Annotated in this window: 19 protein-coding genes, 1 tRNA gene, 1 pseudogene and 2 riboswitches; of the genes and pseudogenes, 12 read left to right on the forward strand and 9 right to left on the reverse strand. The window is 64.2% G+C overall.

Annotated features, from left to right (window positions below):
• Nucleotides 1-148 precede the first annotated feature (148 nt).
• Nucleotides 149-397 carry a DUF1674 domain-containing protein gene (locus tag J4G32_RS16445; protein ID WP_210496587.1) on the forward strand — a complete coding sequence of 83 codons (249 nt, stop codon included), beginning with the start codon at nucleotides 149-151 and terminating at the stop codon, nucleotides 395-397.
• A gap of 93 nt (nucleotides 398-490) precedes the next feature.
• The gene (locus J4G32_RS16450; protein WP_210496588.1) at nucleotides 491-1,792 is read left to right on the forward strand and encodes a class I SAM-dependent methyltransferase; all 1,302 of its coding nucleotides are present in this window, start codon (nucleotides 491-493) and stop codon (nucleotides 1,790-1,792) included.
• A gap of 3 nt (nucleotides 1,793-1,795) precedes the next feature.
• Here J4G32_RS16450 and J4G32_RS16455 read toward each other — a convergent pair whose 3' ends face one another.
• The 6 genes from J4G32_RS16455 to tsaD form a co-directional block, all read right to left on the reverse strand.
• Complete coding sequence (locus J4G32_RS16455) at nucleotides 1,796-2,296, reverse strand: L,D-transpeptidase (RefSeq protein ID WP_210496589.1); 501 nt, start codon at nucleotides 2,294-2,296, stop codon at nucleotides 1,796-1,798.
• 75 nt (nucleotides 2,297-2,371) lie between these two features.
• Nucleotides 2,372-2,635 carry a DUF6356 family protein gene (locus J4G32_RS16460; protein WP_246505123.1) on the reverse strand — a complete coding sequence of 88 codons (264 nt, stop codon included), beginning with the start codon at nucleotides 2,633-2,635 and terminating at the stop codon, nucleotides 2,372-2,374.
• 154 nt (nucleotides 2,636-2,789) lie between these two features.
• On the reverse strand, nucleotides 2,790-4,742 hold the full coding sequence (acs, locus tag J4G32_RS16465; protein WP_210496590.1) for an acetate--CoA ligase: 1,953 nt from the start codon (nucleotides 4,740-4,742) through the stop codon (nucleotides 2,790-2,792).
• A gap of 127 nt (nucleotides 4,743-4,869) precedes the next feature.
• Nucleotides 4,870-5,283, reverse strand: a complete 414-nt coding sequence (locus tag J4G32_RS16470; protein WP_210496591.1) for an EVE domain-containing protein — start codon at nucleotides 5,281-5,283, stop codon at nucleotides 4,870-4,872.
• Nucleotides 5,284-5,291: 8 nt separating this feature from the next.
• Nucleotides 5,292-6,278: an NAD(P)H-dependent glycerol-3-phosphate dehydrogenase gene (locus J4G32_RS16475; RefSeq protein ID WP_210496592.1), complete on the reverse strand. Its 987-nt coding sequence runs from the start codon at nucleotides 6,276-6,278 to the stop codon at nucleotides 5,292-5,294.
• On the reverse strand, nucleotides 6,278-7,333 hold the full coding sequence (gene tsaD / locus J4G32_RS16480) for a tRNA (adenosine(37)-N6)-threonylcarbamoyltransferase complex transferase subunit TsaD (protein ID WP_210496593.1): 1,056 nt from the start codon (nucleotides 7,331-7,333) through the stop codon (nucleotides 6,278-6,280). Before tsaD ends, J4G32_RS16475 begins: the two co-directional genes overlap by 1 nt.
• A 127-nt stretch (nucleotides 7,334-7,460) precedes the next feature.
• Between tsaD and hemC the strand changes: the two genes are divergently transcribed.
• The 7 genes from hemC to J4G32_RS16515 all read left to right on the forward strand — a co-directional run bounded on the left by hemC (nucleotide 7,461) and on the right by J4G32_RS16515 (nucleotide 14,570).
• Nucleotides 7,461-8,387, forward strand: coding sequence for a hydroxymethylbilane synthase (gene hemC / locus J4G32_RS16485; RefSeq protein WP_210496594.1), 927 nt, complete (start codon nucleotides 7,461-7,463; stop codon nucleotides 8,385-8,387).
• Entirely contained in the window at nucleotides 8,387-9,079 is a 693-nt protein-coding gene (locus J4G32_RS16490) for a uroporphyrinogen-III synthase (RefSeq protein WP_210496595.1), read from the forward strand. The genes hemC and J4G32_RS16490 overlap by 1 nt, the downstream gene beginning before the upstream one ends.
• 92 nt (nucleotides 9,080-9,171) lie before the next feature.
• Complete coding sequence (locus J4G32_RS16495; protein ID WP_210496596.1) at nucleotides 9,172-10,440, forward strand: COG4223 family protein; 1,269 nt, start codon at nucleotides 9,172-9,174, stop codon at nucleotides 10,438-10,440.
• A gap of 103 nt (nucleotides 10,441-10,543) precedes the next feature.
• On the forward strand, nucleotides 10,544-12,103 hold the full coding sequence (locus J4G32_RS16500) for a heme biosynthesis protein HemY (RefSeq protein WP_210496597.1): 1,560 nt from the start codon (nucleotides 10,544-10,546) through the stop codon (nucleotides 12,101-12,103).
• Between the two features lie 86 nt (nucleotides 12,104-12,189).
• Nucleotides 12,190-12,265 (forward strand) — tRNA-Thr (locus J4G32_RS16505).
• 339 nt (nucleotides 12,266-12,604) lie between these two features.
• A complete protein-coding gene (locus J4G32_RS16510) occupies nucleotides 12,605-13,285 on the forward strand; it encodes a hypothetical protein (protein WP_210496598.1) in 681 nt (226 codons plus the stop codon).
• A gap of 304 nt (nucleotides 13,286-13,589) precedes the next feature.
• Nucleotides 13,590-14,570 (forward strand): DUF3102 domain-containing protein, encoded by a 981-nt coding sequence (locus tag J4G32_RS16515; protein ID WP_210496599.1) that lies wholly within the window; start codon nucleotides 13,590-13,592, stop codon nucleotides 14,568-14,570.
• A gap of 522 nt (nucleotides 14,571-15,092) precedes the next feature.
• Here J4G32_RS16515 and J4G32_RS16520 read toward each other — a convergent pair.
• Nucleotides 15,093-15,752 (reverse strand): vWA domain-containing protein, encoded by a 660-nt coding sequence (locus J4G32_RS16520; RefSeq protein WP_210496600.1) that lies wholly within the window; start codon nucleotides 15,750-15,752, stop codon nucleotides 15,093-15,095.
• 38 nt (nucleotides 15,753-15,790) lie between these two features.
• On the reverse strand, nucleotides 15,791-16,279 hold the full coding sequence (locus tag J4G32_RS16525) for a hypothetical protein (protein ID WP_210496601.1): 489 nt from the start codon (nucleotides 16,277-16,279) through the stop codon (nucleotides 15,791-15,793).
• Between the two features lie 750 nt (nucleotides 16,280-17,029).
• Nucleotides 17,030-17,135, reverse strand: a riboswitch (SAM-I-IV-variant riboswitch).
• Nucleotides 17,136-17,442: 307 nt separating this feature from the next.
• Nucleotides 17,443-17,549, forward strand: a riboswitch (SAM-I-IV-variant riboswitch).
• On the opposite strand from J4G32_RS16525, the gene J4G32_RS16530 reads away from it, so the two are divergent.
• The 3 genes from J4G32_RS16530 to J4G32_RS16540 all read left to right on the forward strand — a co-directional run bounded on the left by J4G32_RS16530 (nucleotide 17,510) and on the right by J4G32_RS16540 (nucleotide 19,215).
• Nucleotides 17,510-18,187, forward strand: a complete 678-nt coding sequence (locus J4G32_RS16530) for a hypothetical protein (RefSeq protein WP_210496602.1) — start codon at nucleotides 17,510-17,512, stop codon at nucleotides 18,185-18,187. (Overlaps the previous riboswitch by 40 nt.)
• Nucleotides 18,188-18,409: 222 nt before the next feature.
• Nucleotides 18,410-18,589, forward strand: coding sequence for a hypothetical protein (locus J4G32_RS16535; protein ID WP_210496603.1), 180 nt, complete (start codon nucleotides 18,410-18,412; stop codon nucleotides 18,587-18,589).
• A 209-nt stretch (nucleotides 18,590-18,798) separates the two neighbouring features.
• The gene (locus tag J4G32_RS16540) at nucleotides 18,799-19,215 is read left to right on the forward strand and encodes a hypothetical protein (RefSeq protein ID WP_210496604.1); all 417 of its coding nucleotides are present in this window, start codon (nucleotides 18,799-18,801) and stop codon (nucleotides 19,213-19,215) included.
• Between the two features lie 107 nt (nucleotides 19,216-19,322).
• Here the strand turns inward: J4G32_RS16540 and J4G32_RS16545 are convergent.
• A pseudogene (locus tag J4G32_RS16545) lies at nucleotides 19,323-19,428 on the reverse strand (IS5/IS1182 family transposase); the annotation flags it as partial.

Raw genomic sequence — 19,428 nt, forward strand, 5'->3', positions numbered from 1 at the left:
GGCCACAACCGATCTATGTGGGCCATGCGATCTATGTGGGCCACGCAATCTATGTGGGCATGGTCCCGCGCTCTCCCAAGATCTGCCTTCAGCCTCCGGGCCACGGTCGGATTCGCAGGAGAGCGTCAGAATGGGCGGAAGGCGCTTCATGAGCACGAACGACACCCCCGATACAAGCCCCGCACCGGAAAACGACCTCCCGGTCGAAGGTGCTGCTCCGGGAAAAGTCCTGAGCGCTGAGGCGCAGCGCGCTCTGTCCGAAGCGGTGGAGCGCCGCCGGCAGATCGATGCGCGGGCGGCCGATCTTGCCCGAAACCCGGAGCATCAGGGCCGCGGCGGTCTCGAGCCGGTCCGCTACACGGACTGGGAGATCAAGGGAATCGCCGCCGACTTCTAGGATCGGCCCGCGCGATCAGCATCGGAAAACCCCCTGCGGAATGTTGTTTTGGCATGCCGCCACCCTTAGTGTTCGGCCAAACGGGGGCGGGGCATGAGTGGCGTCAAACGGCTGGAATTGTTCCGCGATCTGCTGGAGGAGGCGCATCGCGCGCTCGAACTGCCCTTTGGCTTCGAGTTATGGGACGGCTCAACGGTCCCGCGGGATCTGCCGTCTTACGCCCTCTGCCTCGTCATCAAACGCGAGAGCGTGATCGCTGCTCTCGTACGACGGCCCAATCTCGATACGCTCATCAACGCCCATGTGGCGGGCCTGCTCGATCTCAAGAACGGCACCATCTTCGACCTCGCGTCGCAGCGTCCGCAGGGCAAGATCGGACGGCGGTTGAAATCGCTCAGCAAGGTCAAGGCGCTGAAGGCCGCGTATCATTTCTGGCTTGCGCCCGCCACCATGCCCCGTCCCCTCGACCGGGTGAAGGACAATGCGGCGGCCCGCGATGGGAAACCCCAGACCAACAAGCAGAACGTCGCCTACCATTACGACGTGTCGAATGCCTTCTACCGGCTCTTCCTCGACCCCGAGATGGTCTATACCTGCGCGTATTTTCAGCCCGACTGGCATGACGATCTGGCCCGCGCGCAGACCGACAAACTCGACATGATCTGCCGCAAGCTCAGGCTCAAACCCGGCGACCGCTTTCTCGACATCGGCTGCGGCTGGGGCGCTTTGATCTGCCACGCGGCGCAGCATTACGGCGTCAAGGCCACCGGCGTCACGCTCTCGGAAGAGCAGGCGGCGCTGGCGCGCGAAAAGATCGCGTCGCTGGGCCTTCAGGAGCGGGTGGAGGTGGTGCTGCAGGATTACACGCAGATGGAGGGCGAGTTCGACAAGATCTCGTCCATCGGCATGTTCGAGCAGGTCGGGATCCGCAATTACCCGGATTATTTCCGCGCCGTGCATCGCCTGCTGCGGCCGCGCGGGCTCTACCTGCATCACACCATCGCGCGCCGCGCCAAGCGGTCCGAGAAGGCGTTCCGCAAGCTGAAGCCCGAATACCGCGCATTGACCCGCTACATCTTCCCCGGCGGCGAACTCGACCATCTGGGGATGTCGGTCTCCAATCTGGAGCGCTACGGCTTCGAGGTGCACGATGTCGAGGCCTGGCGCGAACATTACCAGCGCACCACGCGCCTGTGGTGGGACAATCTCAACGCCCGCCGCAAGGAGGCCGAGGCCGAGGTGGGACCGGAAAAGACCCGCATGTGGCTGCTCTATCTCGCCGGCTGCTCGCTCGCCTTCGAGCGCGGCGCGGTCGGCGTCAACCAGACCCTGGCGTCCAAGCGTTCACGCGGCCCCGCAGGCCTGCCGCCATCGCGGGCGGATCTCTATGGGTAGGCGCTAGCGCTCCACCACCACCCGGGTGCCCACCGCGACCTGCTCGTAGAGGTCGAGGATATCGGCGTTCAGCATGCGGATAGAGCCATAGGACGCGAAGGTGCCGATGGAATCCGGCCGGTTGGTGCCGTGGATGGCGTATTCGTCCCGGTCGAGCGTGAGCGCGCGGACCCCCATCGGGTTGTTGGACGCACCGCCAGGAATGACGTCGGGAAGTCGCGGGTTGTCGCGCTTCACTTCGGCCGGCGGCGCCCAGGCGGGCTTGACGTATTTGCCGTCGATGCGGGCTTCGCCAAACCATTGCTTGCCGGGCCGGCCCACCGCGATCCGGTAGCGGAGCGCCGTGCCGTCACCGCGCACGTAATAGAGCCGGCGCTCGGCGGTGCGGATCACCACCGTGCCGGCCGATAGGCCGGATTCGAACGGCACCACGTCGCGGGCAAGCGCGCCGGTGCCGGTCGCGCCAATGAGGCAGACAGCCATCAAGGCCAGACGTGATTGCATGGTCTCAACCCTCCCGAGGATTGAGACGCGACTGGAACCGCTAAGGTTCCGTCCGAGGGCGCAAACGCGTCAGTCTCAGATCACCGGGTCCCATTCCAGCATCCGGTCGACCGGTGCGTGCGACGCAACCCGGGGCGTCCGGTTGGTCATGCGGGCATAGAGCCGCTTCACGGTGACGCTCGCGGTGGTCACGCACAGGAAGGGCAGGAACGCGTGGACGAGCGCCGCAAGGCCCGCGGCGAGAAGCGGTCCGGCGAAGCTCAGGGCCACGCCCATATGCTCGAAATAGGATTCGCCAACGGCGTCGGGGTGCTCGGTGAACAGCGTTTTCAGGGACATCGGGGCCTCCATTCTGCCCGCCAGTGTACCGGCCGAGGCGCGAAGCCTCAAGGAAAAGCGGGCCGGGGCAGGTGTCCAGCCCCGGTCGGCCGTCAGACGTCTTTAGAAGAGCGCCTCGCCGGACCGCAATCCAGGCGAGGCGCTCTTGTGCGAATCAGGACTCGCCGGCGCGCTTGTTCTGGCGGTTGGACACAAGGTCGTCGACGACCGCGGGGTCGGCGAGCGTCGAGGTGTCGCCCAGATTGCCGAACTCGTCCTCGGCAATCTTGCGCAGGATGCGCCGCATGATCTTGCCCGACCGGGTCTTGGGCAGGCCCGGGGCAAATTGCACGAGGTCGGGCGACGCGATCGGGCCGATTTCCTTGCGCACCCAGGCGACCAGTTCCTTGCGCAGCTCTTCGGACGGAACCTCGCCTGCCATCAGGGTCACATAGGCGTAGATGCCCTGGCCCTTGATGTCGTGCGGGTAGCCGACGACGGCAGCCTCCGAGACCTTCGGGTGGGCCACCAGTGCCGATTCGACCTCTGCCGTGCCCATGCGATGGCCCGACACGTTGATCACGTCGTCGACGCGCCCGGTGATCCAGTAATAGCCATCGGCATCGCGCCGGCAGCCATCCCCGGTGAAGTACTTGCCCGGATAGGTGGAGAAATAGGTCTGCACGAAGCGGTCGTGGTCGCCATAGACCGTGCGCATCTGGCCGGGCCAGGAATCGGCGATGACGAGATTGCCCTCGGCCGCCCCCTCCAGCACCTTGCCGTCCGCATCGACCACCTGCGGAATGACGCCGAAATAGGGCGTCGTGGCCGAACCCGGCTTGAGCTTTGTGGCGCCGGGCAATGGGGCGATGAGAATGCCGCCGGTTTCCGTCTGCCACCAGGTATCGACGATGGGGCAGCGGCTGTCGCCGACCACCCGGTGATACCATTCCCACGCTTCCGGATTGATCGGCTCGCCGACGCTGCCGAGCAGGCGCAGGCTCTTGCGCGAGGTCTTCTTCACCGGCTCTTCGCCGGCCTGCATGAGCGAGCGGATGGCGGTCGGCGCGGTGTAGAAGGTGTTCACGCCGTGCTTGTCGATGACGTCCCAGAACCGGGAGATCGACGGATAGGTCGGCACGCCTTCGAACATGAGGGTCGTGGCGCCGTTAGAGAGCGGCCCGTAGAGGATGTAGGAGTGGCCGGTGACCCAGCCCACATCGGCCGTGCACCAATAGACGTCGCCGTCATGATAATCGAACACGTATTGGTGGGTGCTCGAGGTATGCACCAGATAGCCGCCGGTGGTGTGCAGCACGCCCTTGGGCTGGCCGGTCGAGCCGGAAGTGTAGAGCAGGAACAGCGGGTCCTCGGCGTTCATTTCCTCGACAGGACATTCGCTGGTCACCATCGCGGCGGCTTCGTCGTAATAGACGTCGCGGCCCGGCACCATGTTGACGGGCGTGCCGGTCCGGCGCACCACCAGCACGTGATCGACGGTGCCGACCCGTTCGATGGCCGCGTCCACATTGACCTTGAGCGGCACCTTCCGGCCGCCGCGCAGGCCCTCGTCGGCCGTGACGATGAACACCGATTTGGCATCCGCGATGCGGCTCGCCAGCGAATCCGGCGAGAAGCCGCCGAACACCACCGAATGAATGGCGCCGATGCGCGCGCAGGCGAGCATTGCGTAAGCGGCCTCGGGAATCATCGGCATGTAGATGGTGACGCGGTCGCCCTTGCCGACGCCGCGATTGCGCATGACGTTGGCCATGCGACAGACCTCGTCATGCAGTTCCCGATAGGTGATGTGCTTCGACTCAGACGGATCGTCGCCTTCCCAGATGATGGCCACCTGGTCGCCCCGGGTGTCGAGATGCCGGTCGATGCAATTATAGGCCGCGTTGGTGGTGCCGTCCTCGAACCAGCGGATGGAGACCTCGCCGGGACCGAAATTCGTGTTCTTGATGATGGTCGGCTGTTTGAACCAGTGGATGCGCTTGGCTTCCTCGGCCCAGAAGGCGTCCGGGTCGCGGATCGAGGCCTCGTATTTGGCCTTGTACCCGGCGGCATCGAGGTAAGCGCTGCGGCTCCATTCCGGCGGAACGTCGTATACTTTTTCATCCATGGCGCTTCTCCCAGACGGTTTCATCAACTTTGCTCCAGCTTTGCCGAAAGAGCGAGCCCGCCGGCACGGCGGCGGCTCGGACTTTCGTCGTGAGGGCTTGCCCGCCGGCGGGCGGGTCGGTCGGGCGCTAAAGGCCGCCCATCCGGCACACGACGTCCCATTCGTCGTCGGTGACCGGCTGCACGGACAGGCGCGAATTATTGACGAGGATCATGGCCTTGAGGTGCGGTTCGGCCTTGATGTCCTCGAGCGTCACGGGCTTCTTCAGCGCCTTGACGGCCTTGATGTCGACCATTCCGAACCGGCCCGTCGGGTCGGTATGATCCGGGTAATACGGCTTGATCACCTCGACGATGCCGACGATCGCCTTGCCCTCGTTGGAATGGTAGAAAAAGCCGCGGTCGCCCACCTGCATGGCCATCAGGTTGAGTTTGGCCGAGTGATTGCGCACCCCGCTCCAGAACGTGCCCTTCTTGCCCGCTGCCACCTGGTCGTCCCAGGACCAGGTCGACGGTTCGGATTTGTACAGCCAATGGGCCATGGGCGCTCTCACTGCTCGGATTTGACGGGACGGTTCATGAGGTGATCGACGGCCTCGTCGACGCTCGACAGGCCGGACAGAACCCGGTCGACGGCCTCGGCCACCGGCATGTCGACGCCCCGCTCGCGCGCCAGCGTCACCAGCGCGTGGGCGCTGGCCGCTCCCTCGACGAGTTTGCCGGCCGCAGCGTCGGCGACCGCAAGACCCTGCCCGAGGCGAAGACCGAAGGCGAAGTTACGCGACTGGGCGGACGAGCAAGTCAGCACCAGATCGCCCAGCCCCGACAATCCCATCAGGGTTTCGGCCTCGCCCCCGTGCGCCCGCGCAAAGCGCAGGAGCTCGGCAAATCCCCGGGCGATGAGGGCCGCCTTGGCGCTCTCGCCCAGGCCCCGTCCGGCCACGGCCCCGCAGGCGATCGCCAGCACGTTCTTGGCCGCGCCGCCGATCTCGACGCCGCGCACGTCCGTGCGGTGGTAGACGCGCAACGTCGGACCCGACAGGGCGGTGGCGAGCGCCTCGGCAAGCGCCGCATCCTGCGAGGCCAGCGTCACGGCAGTCGGCAAGCCGCGCGCCACGTCCGTGGCAAAACTCGGACCCGACAGGACGGCGACCGGCGCGCCGGGGCGCATCTCGGTCACGACGTCGGACATGAACGCGTTGGTGCCCCGCTCGATGCCCTTGGCGCAGAGCACCAGCGGCGTGCTGACCGGCAGTACACCGGCGAGGGCCTGCGTCAGGGCGCGGGTGGTCTGGGCCGGCGTCACCAGAAGCACCGCGGTGCAAGCGGCGAGGTCGGCAAGCGTACTCGTTGGCCTGACCCGCTCAGGCAGGCGGACGCCTGGCAGAAAGCGCTCATTCGTCCGGGTGCTGGCGATCGCCTGAGCCTGTTCGGGACTGCGCATCCAGAGCACCACGTCGTGCCCGGCCGCAGCCGCCACGCAGGCGAGTGCAGTGCCCCATTCTCCCGCGCCGGCAATGCCGATCGGAGCGGGCATCAGGCCTTGGCCCCGGCCTCGTCGCGGGTCGAATCGAGCGGCCAACGGGCCCGCGCCGGCGCCGAGATGTCGTCCACGAGACCCAGCCGCAGGCGCTCCAGCCCGGCCCAGGCGATCATGGCACCGTTATCGCCGCACAGGGCGAGCGGCGGGGCCACCATCCGCAGGCCGGTTTCGACGGCGAAACGCTGCAGGGCATCACGCAGGGCCTGGTTGGCCGCAACGCCGCCTGCGACGACGATGGCCTTGGGGTCGCCGGCAATGTCGCGGAAGGCGCGCAGCCCGACGCGCGCCCGGTCCACCACCATGTCGACAACGGCGGCCTGGAAGCTGGCGCAGAGGTCGGCCACGTCGCTCGGCGTCAGGGGTGCAATCTTCTCGGCCTCCAGGCGCAAGGCGGTCTTGAGGCCGGAGAGCGAGAAATTCGGCTCGGCCCGGCCCATCATCGGGCGGGGCAGGGCGAAGCGCTCCGGATTGCCCTTCCGGGCCTCGATTTCCACGTACGGGCCGCCCGGATAGGGCAGGCCCAGCAGCTTGGCGACCTTGTCGAAGGCCTCGCCGATGGCATCGTCAATGGTGGTGCCGATGCGCACATAGTCGCCGACGCCGCGCACCGCCACGAGCTGGGTGTGGCCGCCGGAGGCGAGCAGCAGGAGATAGGGAAAGCCGATGCCGTCGGTGAGACGCGCGGTCAGCGCGTGGGCTTCGAGATGGTTGACGGCCATCAGGGGCTTGCGGGTCACCAGCGAGATGGCCTTGGCGGTCGTCAGACCCACGAGCACGCCGCCGATCAATCCGGGCCCGGCCGCGACCGCGATGCCGTCGAGATCCTTGATGGTGCAGTCGGCGTTCTTCAGCGCCCGGGCGATGAGCCGGTCGATCACCTCCACATGGGCGCGGGCGGCGATCTCGGGCACGACGCCGCCATAGCGCGCATGCTCGGCGATCTGGCTCAGCACCTCGTTGGACAGGATCTCGCCGCGGCCGTCGAACCCGGTGCTCACCACCGAAGCGGCCGTCTCGTCGCAGGTGGTCTCGATCCCGAGAATACGCATGGGGCTTGGGTCGTCCTTTTGAGGCTGATCTTTCGGGCTTCACGGCCCGCATCTCCTCCCCCTATAGTCCGCCGCGCGCTCGGAGATCAAACGCCGATCCTGTTTTTCATCGGAGATTACCGCCAGAATGGTCGTTCCTACCCCCCTGGTCATCGGCACGCGCGCGAGCCCGCTCGCCCTGGCCCAGGCTCACGAAACCCAGAGCCGTCTGATGATCGCCCATGGCTGGGCCGCCGAGACCCTGCCGCTGGCACCCATCAAGACCACCGGCGACGCCATCCAGGATCGCGCGCTCTCCGAGGCCGGCGGCAAGGGGTTGTTCACCAAGGAACTCGATATCGCGCTTCTGGAGGGCGCCATCGATCTGGGCGTCCATTCGGCCAAGGACCTCCCCACGGGCCTGCCCGACGGCATCGTGATCGCCGGCTACCTGCCGCGTGAAGACGTGCGCGATGCCTTCATCAGCCGGGATTACAAGGGAATTGGCGACCTTCCGGAAGGCGCGATCGTGGGATCGGCGTCGCTCCGTCGCCAGGCGCAGCTGCGTCGCCTCAGGCCCGACCTCACCGTCACGCTGCTGCGCGGCAACGTGCAGACGAGGCTTGCCAAGCTCGAGCGCGGCGAGGTTCACGCCACCCTGCTGGCGATGGCGGGCCTGCGTCGCCTCGGCCTCACCGACCATGTCACGACGATCCTCGATACCAACGACTTTCTCCCCGCGGTGGGCCAGGGCGCGATCGCCATCACCATCCGGGCCGATGACGAGCGCGTGCGGACGGCCCTCGAGCCCATTCTCGATCCGGAGACCGGCCATGCGGTCGCGGCCGAGCGGTCGTTCCTCACGGTCCTTGACGGCTCGTGCCGGACGCCCATCGCGGGCCATGCCCGCATCGTCGGCGATGCGCTCGAAATCCGCGGCCTCGTCCTGCGCCCCAACGGCGCCGACAGCCTCGATGTGGTCCGCCACGGCCATGTGGACGACGCGGCTGCGCTGGGGCGGGAAGCAGGCCTTGATCTGCGCGCCCGGATGCCGGACGGGTTTCTGGAGGTCTGATGCGGGTGCTGGTCACGCGCGCGCCCGACGACGCGGTCCGCACGGCCTCCCGGCTCGTCGCTCGCGGGCATGAGGCCCTGATCGCCTCCGTGACCGACATCGTCCTGACGGATCTGCCACCGCCGGTGGGCGGATGGGACGCGATTCTTCTCACCAGCGCCCATGCGGCACCCGCGCTGGAAACCCTGGCGGACCGGGCCGTCCCGGTTTTCGCGGTCGGCGAGCGCTCAGCTGATGCAGCGCGAGCCAGCGGTTTCTCCGATATCCGGGTTGCTGCCGGGGACGCCACCGCGCTGGCACGGCTCGTGCAGCGCGATTCGCCCGCGGGCGCGGCCCTCCTCCATGTGACCGGGCGCCATCGGAAGGACGAGCCTGCGGCCTCTCTCACGGCCGCGGGCTTCACGGTCGTGGCGTGGGAGGCCTATGAGGCGCGGGCCCTCGACAGGCTTCCCGTCGTGGCCACACAGGCGCTTGCAGCTGGACGAATCGATGCCGCGCTCCATTATTCACGACGCAGCGTCGGGCTCCTGCTGGAGCTTGCCGGCGGGGCGGACGTGCTGTCGCGCCTCAGCGCGCTGCCCCATTTCTGCCTGTCGGACGATGTGGCTGAGCCGTTGAAAAGCCTCGGCTTTCAGGTCCGTGTTGCAGCGGCGCCCGATGAGGGCTCCCTGCTGGCCTCTCTCGATGATTGAGGCGTTCATCGCTTCTTTGGCAAAGTCGGCCTACATTCAGGAACGAAACGCTGCGCTCAAGCTTGCCCCCTTTTGATACCCAAGAGTGACCCGTGACCGACCCAACCGATTCCTCAACCCCGAAAATTCCGCGCAAGAAGCCGCGTCGCGATCCCGCGACCATCGATCTGCCGGCACGCGTGGTCGATGAAAGCCGTCCGGTCGATCCGCCGGACGCGGGCGAAGCCGAGCGAATTCGCGAGGCTGTCGCCATCGAGATGGCAGCTCCCGCCAATCCGGACCGCGTGACGGACTCGCCCGATCTTCCTCCGCCTCCGCCGCCTTCGGATACGGTCGCGGGGGTGTTCGCGAACGACCGTCCTTCCGCCGGCCCATCTGAGCGCGCGCCGCGCGACAAGGCCTTCCTCCCGCTTCTGGCGGCTGCGCTCCTCGGTGGCGTCGTCGGGGCGGCGTTGCTGTTCGGCCTGCAATCCATGCGGGCGACGTCCGGCGATCAGCGGCTGAGCGCCCTCGAGCAAAGGGTCGGGGCTTTGCCGCCCCCCGGGGCTCCCGCGACCGCCGTTCAAGCGCTCGCCACCCGCATTCAAAGCCTGGAGGCTGCCAAATCCGCCACCGAGCAGGCGGTGAGCGCCGCCCAGGCCTCGGCCCAGCAGGCGCTGACCCGGGCTGCCGCCACCGTGCCGGCCGAACAGGACAAGGCGGTTGTGGGCGAGCTGAACCAGCGCCTCACCGGCCTTGAAGGGCAGATCCAATCCACCCAGCAAGCCTCCGCGTCCGCCCGGCAGGCCATCGAGACACAGGTCGTGGACCTTTCAAAACGGGTCGGCCAAGGCCCGGACGACAGCACCAAGGCCGCCATCCGAATCGTGCTGGCCCAGCGGGTCGGCGAGGCGTTGCGCACGGGCGAGCCCTATGCGGAAGCGCTGCAGGCCTTGCGCAGGAGTGGCGCAGAAGCGGCACGGCTCCAGTCTCTTGAGCCCTCCGCGGCTCAGGGCGCGCCAACCGCCGCCGCCCTCAGGCAGGCGTTCGAGCCCTTGAGCGCCGCCCTTCTGCGGGATGATAGGGCGGCGTCCGGCACGCTGACCGACCGGCTCCTGCGCATGGCCGACCGGGTGGTCACCATTCGCCCGGTCAATGAGCCGGGTTCCAGCGACGTGCCGAGCCTCGTGGCGCGCATCGGGCAGGCGCTCGATCGCGGGGACGTCCAGGCGGCGGTTGCGGCCTGGAATGCCCTGCCCGAGCCATCCCGCAGGCTGTCCGCCGAGTGGGGCGCGCGCGCCACCGCGAGGGCCACGGCCGATCAGGGTGCCCAGGCGCTTGCCACCGACGCGCTGGCCGTGCTGAACGCTCAGGCGCAATAGGACGACGTTTCGGGCCGGACCGACATCCGGCCCCTTGGGGTTAGCGATCTGGACAGGCCCGTGCGGCCGTCCGGGACGATCTACGCAAAAGGACACAGCCAGCATGTGGCGCGCTCTCGTTTTCATCGGTCTTCTCTGCGTCGCCGCCTTCGGCGCCGTCTGGCTCGCGGATCGTCCCGGCACCGTCCTGGTGACCTTCGGCGGCTATGAGATGCAGACCTCGGTCGCCGTCGCGGCCGTCGCCCTGGTGGCGATCGCCCTGGCGCTCGCCTTTCTCTGGGCGGGCGTGTCGGCCTTGCTCCAGCTGCCCTCCCGCCTGACCTTCGCGTCCCGCGCCCGCAGGCGTGCCCGGGGCTATCAGGCCGTTTCGCGCGGCATGGTGGCGGTTGGCGCCGGTGATCCCATCGCGGCCCGCCGCTATGCCGGCGAGGCCGAACGCCTCCTCGGCCGCGAGGCTCTGACGCTGCTTCTCAAGGCCCAGGCGGCCCAGGTGTCGGGCAACCGCGCGGCCGCCGAGGCTGCCTTCACTGAAATGATGGACGAGGATGACACGCGGGTTCTGGGCCTGCGTGGATTGTTCGTGGAGGCCCGTCGACGCGGCGACACGGACGCGGCCCGCGAATATGCGGGCGAGGCCATCCGCATTGCCCCCGCGGCCACCTGGGCGAGCGATGCGGTTCTCGAGGCGCGCTGCGCCGACCGGGACTGGCGCGGGGCGCTGGATTCGGTCGAACGGCGGGCCTCGCTCGGACTGCTCGATAAGGCGACGGCCCGCCGCCAGCGAGCGGTTCTGCTGGCCGCGGATGCCCTCGATCGCGCGGAACATGAGCCCGACCGGGCCCTGTCCGTGGCGCAGGACGCCGTCAAGCTCGCCCCCGGGCTCGTTCCCGCCGCGGCGCTCGCCGGTCGGTTGCTGTCCCGCAAGGGCGATCTGCGCCGGGCCGCAAAAATTGTCGAGACGGCCTGGCGGATCCAGCCACATCCCGACCTCGCGGATGTCTATGTCAATCTGCGTCCGGGCGATTCCGGTCTCGACCGTCTGAAACGGGCCGAAACCCTTTCCCGCGTCGTTTCCGGCGCACCGGAAGGCCGGCTTGCGGTGGCGCGTGCGGCTCTCGAGGCGCGGGAATTCGGGCGCGTGCGGGATGCGATCGAGCCGCTGCTTGGCGACCGCCCGACGATGCGGGTGTGCCTGCTCATGTCGGATCTCGAACAGGCCGAGCACGGCGCCACCGGCAAGGGCCGGGAATGGCTCGCCCGGGCAACCCGCGCCCCGCGTGATCCGGCCTGGATCGCCGACGGGGTCGTGTCCGATCAATGGGCCCCCATCTCGCCCGTCACCGGCCGCCTCGACGCCTTCGTGTGGCAGGCGCCGCCGGACATCCTGATGGCGCCGGAACTCGCCATGAGCGACGACGTGACAGCCGACCTCGACGATTCCACCAAGGTCCTGCCCATCGGGCCGGCAGAATCTGCGGATGCGTCGGTCATTGATGGTCCTGAGCCCGTTGGCCTTGACGATCCCGAACCCATTCCGGCCGCCTCTCCGCAGGTTGTGCCGGCAACGCACCCTAAGCCTGAGCCGGTTGTCTTTCCGGCAAGCCCCCCCGACGATCCGGGCCTGCGCGAAGAGACACCCCCCCGCCGCAGCTTTTTTGGCTAGGCTTTGGCGTCAAGTCCCGTCGCATCCCTTGCCAAGCGCCGGCCATGCAGCTATGAGGTCGCGCTCCGCCCCTTGACGGGCGCGACGCCGCAATAGCTCAGCTGGTAGAGCACCTCATTCGTAATGAGGGGGTCGGGGGTTCGAATCCCTCTTGCGGCACCAAATTCTACTAAGCAGTTCAAATTGTTAGCGGTCAGTGCTTTTCCCCTAAGTCGAGGAATTGGCTTACGGTGACCACCGGGTGACCACCGCGCGCTGGTAGACGGATTGTATGTGCGTTGCGAGTGCGCTCTCAGCACCGACGGGTTAGGCGCCCGGACGTCGGGTCGACATCCCCCTAACGTGCGCAGTGGCGATGCCGTGGTTGATGATGTGCCGACGCCCACCAGTTGGAAGACATTGCAGCTGAAAACCTTTAACGGTGTGATCTTCGTGGAGACTACCCACCTGGCTAGCCTCCGTTTTTGACCTCAGAATGTCTGTTCACAAACCGGGCGAATCATGGATGCTATTGCATCAGACGGCGACCCCGACAGAATTTACTCACATCCAATACGGGCTGAGCTCGCAAAACGCATAGCTTTACGACCGGAAAAAAACTGTGAGGATTTCTTCGAGCAACTCGAGCAACTCGGGTGCGGCCTGAAGTTGGCGCGATCGAAAGCCAAAAAGCACGGGGACCAACTCGATCCTCGTCGCGCGAAGGACATATTGATCACAGCCTCCGATGCCGCGGCAGGTCTGACGGAAGCATTGGAGGTGTTTGACAGCGCGATGGAAGAGCTTGAAGAACTCCAGAGCGTTGCCGGGACCGTGCGGCAACTGATGGGTAGCTTCAATCGCTGGGATGCGCTGGATGATGCCCGCCACCTCATCGTTGAGTTTGGCGAACGCGCCAGCACGGCTGTGCGGCGGTTCCGGCAGGAAATGGGGACTAGCCCGCAACGGCCCGATCCCGTCCGCGGTTGGGCCTGGTTGGTGTGGTGTCTCTACAAACAGTACTCGCAAAGCCCAGCAATTGGACGACGCGCCCAAGCGGACGAAGAACCCGGGCGATTTCAGGCGGTCCTTGAATTGCTCGCGAATCCGCTTGGCATCGACATCAAATGGCGGACAATCGAGCGGCACCTTCGAGAGGAAGAGAACGTCCGAAAGGGCCGAGCGACAAAGCCGGGGACCTAACTTCCTCAAAATTGGGCCAAGTCGGGTCCGGGCGCTTTCTTCAGCGTTGCAGCAGGATGTCCACCATTGGATCAAGTATCCCAAGGACATCCCAAATGGATCCCGAATACGTCGACACAAATACGCTCGCTACGATCACCGGCGTCAGCGCGTCTACCTGGAACAAACGTCGGCTGACGGGGGACACACCTGCCTTTATTAAGCTCGGCCGCTCGGTTCGCTATCACCTCCCAACAGTCAGGTTGTGGTTGGCTGACCGACTTCAGCGCTCCACCTCGGACAGCCTCCGTCTGGGAGCATCGCTATGAGCAGCACTAATGGCACGGCTCGCGCGATGGAGAGCTTAGACGGCGTGGTGATGGGACTCGACCTCGCCGCTTCACCACAATCAACGGCCCTTGTTTTCCAGTCGCAACTCGAACGTTCCGGGTCTGCCACCGCGAAGATTCCTTGGTTGTTCGACTATGACGCCCTTGAGGGCGCACTAGCAGAAGAATTGCGCGCGCATGCCAGTCGACTGCGCCATCGGATTACCAAATCGACTCAGGAACTGATCGAGATCGGTTTAGATCTGACTGCTGCGAAAATCCAGCTCCGACACGGTCAGTTTGTGAAATGGGTCGAAGCCGAGGTCGGAATTAGTCGTCGCACGGCCCAGCGGTATATCGCGGTCGCCGAATTGGCAGCGAAAAGCGTCACGGTGACGCTTTTGACCCCGACGTCCGCATACCTGTTATCGCGAAAGAGTCTTCCCGACGACGTCGCCGACGCAGCGCTTCAAAAAGTCGAGCGAGGAGAACTCCTCACCGACCAAGAGGTCGAGGAGTTCGTTCGCTCCCATCATCAACACACGCGCATGCGCTCGAGGGAGCAGAACCTCTCGAACGACGCGCAACAAGACTCGGGCCAGATCAACGAACACGATTTGCAGGTCGTCGAACTTGATGCCACGTCGGCCGCGATGGCACTCTTGGAGGCTCTAGGACCGAAGTCGGCGCGACTCGTCTGCGAGACTCTCGCTCGCCGGCCTGAGGCAATTCTTGCGGAGCTCCAAACTCTTGTGTCGACGCGCCTTTCTGATCCTCTGGATCTCTCTCGGAGTCTGGGCCTTCCGCCAGCATCGTCTGCTGGTCCCTTGGAAACAACCGACGCACAGAACAGGCCTGCGGTGCGACCCAGTAAAGTGGAGTGGCCGGACATACCTTTGTTTCTCGATAGGCGAACCTCAAAGCAGCCGGATCCGATCGTCGCCGCTTCCCGTGCAAAAAACTCGGGGCCGCTGTGATGGGGCGCCGTCGAATCGACGCGCGTCGGATCAAAATGCATTGGAACTACACCGTCGAAGAGGCCGCAGCGAGCCTCGGCGCGCACAAGAACACTATAAGGGGATGGATCAAACTAGGACTGAAGACGGTCGACAATCGACGGCCAACGCTATTCAGAGGCGGGATGCGACGGGCAGAGCGGTCATCGATCGGTCTTGGTGGCAGGCGCAGGCTCGCTGTCGTCGAGGCAGTCAATAGACTGAGCGCCGGGTTAGCGGTGCGCCCGATGGGGGTTTAATAGTGCTCTCTGCGGCGGGGGGTACGATTCCCAAAACGACTTTAGGTTTAATTGCAACGTTGAATGGTAGTAAAAATTATCTATCTGATATCTAACACCTTTCCAGAAATCAGAGTGATCCGGGGAGTGTCAGGGGGGGTGTCAGGGGGGTGTCAGAAGGATAACTTTAGTCTCCTGACACCCCCTCCAAGACCCACAACAAAAAAAGGTTGGGGCCATGCCTGCAAACACCGGTCGCGATGGTTTAGGGGAGAGTGCTGGATAACTTGGCCGTTGATGCGGACATGGGTGTTTCCGGCAGGAGTTGCACTTGGCTTCCGGTAGCGTTGTAGCTGACCGTCGATTGAGCGAGCAGGCCCAGCGACAGGCTATAGGAGCCGCTCACCATGGTGAGCGCCTGGCCTGGTTGGGCGCCAAGCTGGCTGGCCTGCTCGAAGTTGCTGAAATCAGCTCCGAGGAAGATCACCTGCCAGCCCCGCTCCCTGCAACGATCGAGGTGGGCCTTGGCCGCTGCAGCGGTGACCGTTTGCGAGGCATTCTCCTCGCCATCGGTCACGATGACGAGCACGCTACGCGGCGCTGCCCGCTCCTCCACCAGCTTAACGATCCGGGCGATTGCGTCGAAGAGCGGGGTGATGCCTCGGGGTTTGGCCTTGATCTTCGACAGAGGCCTCCAGCGGTCTGCGCGCTGGCCTGTGCGGGCGATGTGGAACCATGAGGGGTCACGGCAGCCCCCAGGGCGGGAAGAGGCTCCATCGGTCGGATCGTCGAAGAGAGCCAGCGTAACCCGTGTTTGTGGGGTGGCGTGGGCTAGTTCGCGGACATAACCATCAATCGCCGCTAGGGTCTCGGGCCATTTCGCAGTCATCGAGCCGGAGCGGTCGAGGAGGATGTAGGTGTCCATGGTTGATCTCATTTGTGGTGAGGGGAGCGGGAGGATCGTCATCTTCGGGCGGCCATGAGTTTGAGGGAGGTTGTGATCGAAAGCCGTGGGCCATCAATCCACTCGCCCCGCTGTCGTTTTCTGCGGTGTAGCGCGGCCCAATCTTCGGCCTCGGGTGGCAGACACTGGCGTTGCTTCGTCACGTAATCCGCCGCGCCTTCGTTTGCTTTTTCGATAGCGATTACCCCCGGCTCGGTCGCATTCCATTTGTCCGCCAGCCGAATAATTTCATCACGAACGCACCGTGTTGGGACGTGCACCAGGTAATGGGCGTGGAGCGATGACCAGGGCAGCCTCTCGTAGACGGTGATTCCAAGGCGCTCGTGCTGGTGCCGCCTCAGCACTTGATTGATGTGGCTGATCTTGCGGGACAGGAAGCGCTTTACCTGAGCGTCTGGCAGCTCTCTGGTTCCAAGGAGAGTGACCATCATGTTGAGCGGTGTCTTGCTCCGCCGGGCCACGATGGCGCCGTGGTCGACATAGAGCACCTGTTTCCAGGTCAGGTGCCAGGAGCCTCGTGGACCGCGCTTGTGCTTCTGGCGTCTACGGATGCGAGCCACCTGCCGCCTTCGTTCTCGTGCTCGGTCTGAGGCCGCGGTGCGTGCGCCTCCACTAACTGTATAAGTGTGGGCAGCTATTTCGGCCTCAGGTCCTTCGGCGAGAAGCCCTTGCCGTCCGTGAGGTTTCTCTAATCTGGAGGTCTCAGATTGTGTGGGCACATTTCGGATGAAATCGACGCCGTTAACTGTGGCGTCATGGTCATCGATGGCTGCTAGCGATGGGGTGATGGGATTCATGACCGCGGCTTCCTTTTCACAGGATCCGAGCCAGCCTTTTTGCTCGCATGAGCGGTCGGCCCACTGGCGGGCAAACTCGTCGCGCAGGCATCACTGTCCGGGCAGTAATCGCGGAACAGGTCCATCGTCCGTGAGCAGCGGGTGCTGGGTGGCGGAGATTTGCTCATGGCGTAACGCCGACGAGATCAGAGCGGCATCGGGCGACTTGACGGCGCTGTGGCTTGATCAGGGGAGGGGGACGGTTTCGCTCCCAATCTCCGTGGGTCAGAAATCTGCAGAGTGCTATCTCTTGCGAGATGGGCAGAAGCCCAGTGCCGACAACAACTCTGTGGTGGCGACGCATTCGAGGCGTCGAGGCGGTCAGCAGGCTTACAAGTTTCAGAAGAAAAGGATGTCGATCGCTCATTAAAATGCCCTCCATGGCGCGCATCGAGGAGGGCTGAGAAGACCAATTGTTACCCGTTTCCGGGTCTCATCATGGGTGCCACCGTTGCGGGTCTAATCGCTGGTTGGCGGGGCCTCGGAAGGCCCTCTCGGGATGCACTATCAATCTAACTCAAATGATGTTCGTTGAAAAGGATTTTTGTTCTAAATATCGGCCGTGCGAGAAATATCTGCCTTTCTTCAAGAAATGAGGGAGACAAATCCCGCGGCAATTTCTAGCATGCTCGGTATTCGAGACGTTAAGGCCAGCGAGCGAGCGTGAGCCAAGCCTTGGCCTCGCCGTGCAGGGGGGGTTAAACTCGCTCTCTCTTTGGAGTGGGCCCCTTAGGGTGGACACTCCACCAGGGGTTAACGGGGGGTTTACGGATAAACCCCCCGGTTTGCATAATCTTCCCGCTCCGTTTAGCTTCACCGTGCATCCCGAGAGGGCCCATGAGGCCCCGCCAACCAGCGATTAGACCCGCAACGGTGGCACCCATGATGAGGCTCTCCCTAGAGAGCAACAATCAGGTCTTCTCAGCCCTCCTCGATGCGTGCCGCCATGGAGGGCTCATCATGATCTCGCGACGGTCTTTTCTCTTCGGTCTCGGCAGCCTGGTCACGGCCTCGTTCGCCGCCACAGCCAAGGCGCATGCGCTGGTCGAGGGCGTGCCTCTTCTGCTTGATCCTGGTCGGGTCGACCACGCCCTGCATCTCTTCCCGGCGCTCGAGCCCGAGCACCCCTATGACAACAAATGGCGGGCGTCGCTGGGGCCGTGGCAGGATGAGCCACCGGCGACACCAACCTGGCGCCAGCATCTCGCCCAGCAGGGCTATCGCTTCGAGACAGCAGCCGATCTCGAGCGAGTGCGCCGGGAGACCTGCGCCTCACCCGACGAGCTCGATGACCTCTTGCCGGAGCAATCCTGGTGGAGCGTCTGGGAGCACTCGGAGAGCCCACAGGCCAAGGCCTTCACATTGCTCCAAGGTATGGATCTCGGCTTCAGCCCCAACAGCCAGCGCCGCACAGGTGGGCGCATCGATTTCGTCGATGGCGGGTGGCATCCTGGCAGCTCCGAGCGCTGGGTCGAACTGCTCGATGACCTCACCGTCTCGCTGCTGCAGGCCCGCCTGATCGAACGGCAGCTGCCGATCCGAGTGGTCATCGAGGAGTGAATGTCCCTTATTCCTACACAAGGAGATAACCGTGTCCCTCACTGAGAACTCACCCAAACTGGTGACGCGATGGATTGAAAGAACCCGTTCAGCTTTTTCACCGTACAGGCACCTCAAGACCTTGCCCTGAACGCGGGCAAGCGTTTCATTCAAGACCGCATTCGGCGCCTGACACAGCTGTTCCATCGCCGCAAGAAGCTGCTCCGGCTGCGGGCAATCATCGTGTACGAGCTGCAAAAGGTGGGTATCTATACCCACGCGCTGATCTACCTCGATGGTCCGGCCCATGAGCAGCCGATTGCGAAGTGGGCCGGTATCTACGAGATCCGGGAGGGTTGGATGGATGGGTTTGAGAACCGCATGGCGGATGACGACACCAGGGCAGAGGCTGGCGATCAGTAATCCAGCGTGATGAAAGTGGGAGCGTGGTCGCTGGCGTTCTCCCATCCCCGCACCTGCCGATCCACACCGGCGGTCGTTAGACCCAGTGATGTCGGGAGCTCGAATATGAAGGTGAACTGGCCAAGGTATCCACAAACATACCCCTAAGTTTTTCGCGCATAGGGCGAGCGCTGTGCAAAATTCGATCCTATAAATCTTGGGAGACGATTATGCAGACTTACTTGGGCGTCGCGGTCTTGGTTCTCGGTACGACATCTGTATCAGCCCAATCTCTTTCCGTTAAGGAAGAGCGGGCATTAAGTAACGTGCAGCATGAAATGTCTACTTGCGTAGCCTATTATACAGTTGTGAAACAATGTATGATTAAAAGTAATTTTCAGGATAGCGCTCGGGCGCATGGGCAAATAGCCGATCAATTAAATGTTTTGGCAGCGAAATTAGGATCAAGTATCGGTATGACTGTTGATGCTATGCGCTCTCGGATACAGCTCGAATATGATGATCAACAAAACTTGATCGCAAATAATTGTTCTAATACTTCATCTCTATTTACTCGGCACTCGGCTAGATGCAAACAAGTGGTTGAAAATACAGATAGTGTTTTGGCGGAGTATATGAGGCGTTGATTTGCAGTTTTAGGTCTTGCGCCATTCATCACGCTGCTCGATCCAAGGCGCGGCCCGGCGTTTGGACATAATACGTTGGAGCCCATGCTAGGGTCAGGACTCATTGGCTATAGCCAGAAGATGACGGTGGCGGCGAGGGCGATGGCTGAGAAGAAGACCGTCGGGCATCGATCGTAGCGTGTAGCGACACGACGCCAGTCCTTCAGGCGTCCG

This window comes from Microvirga antarctica (genome assembly GCF_017921815.1).
GTDB classification, from domain to species: Bacteria; Pseudomonadota; Alphaproteobacteria; order Rhizobiales; family Beijerinckiaceae; genus Microvirga; species Microvirga antarctica.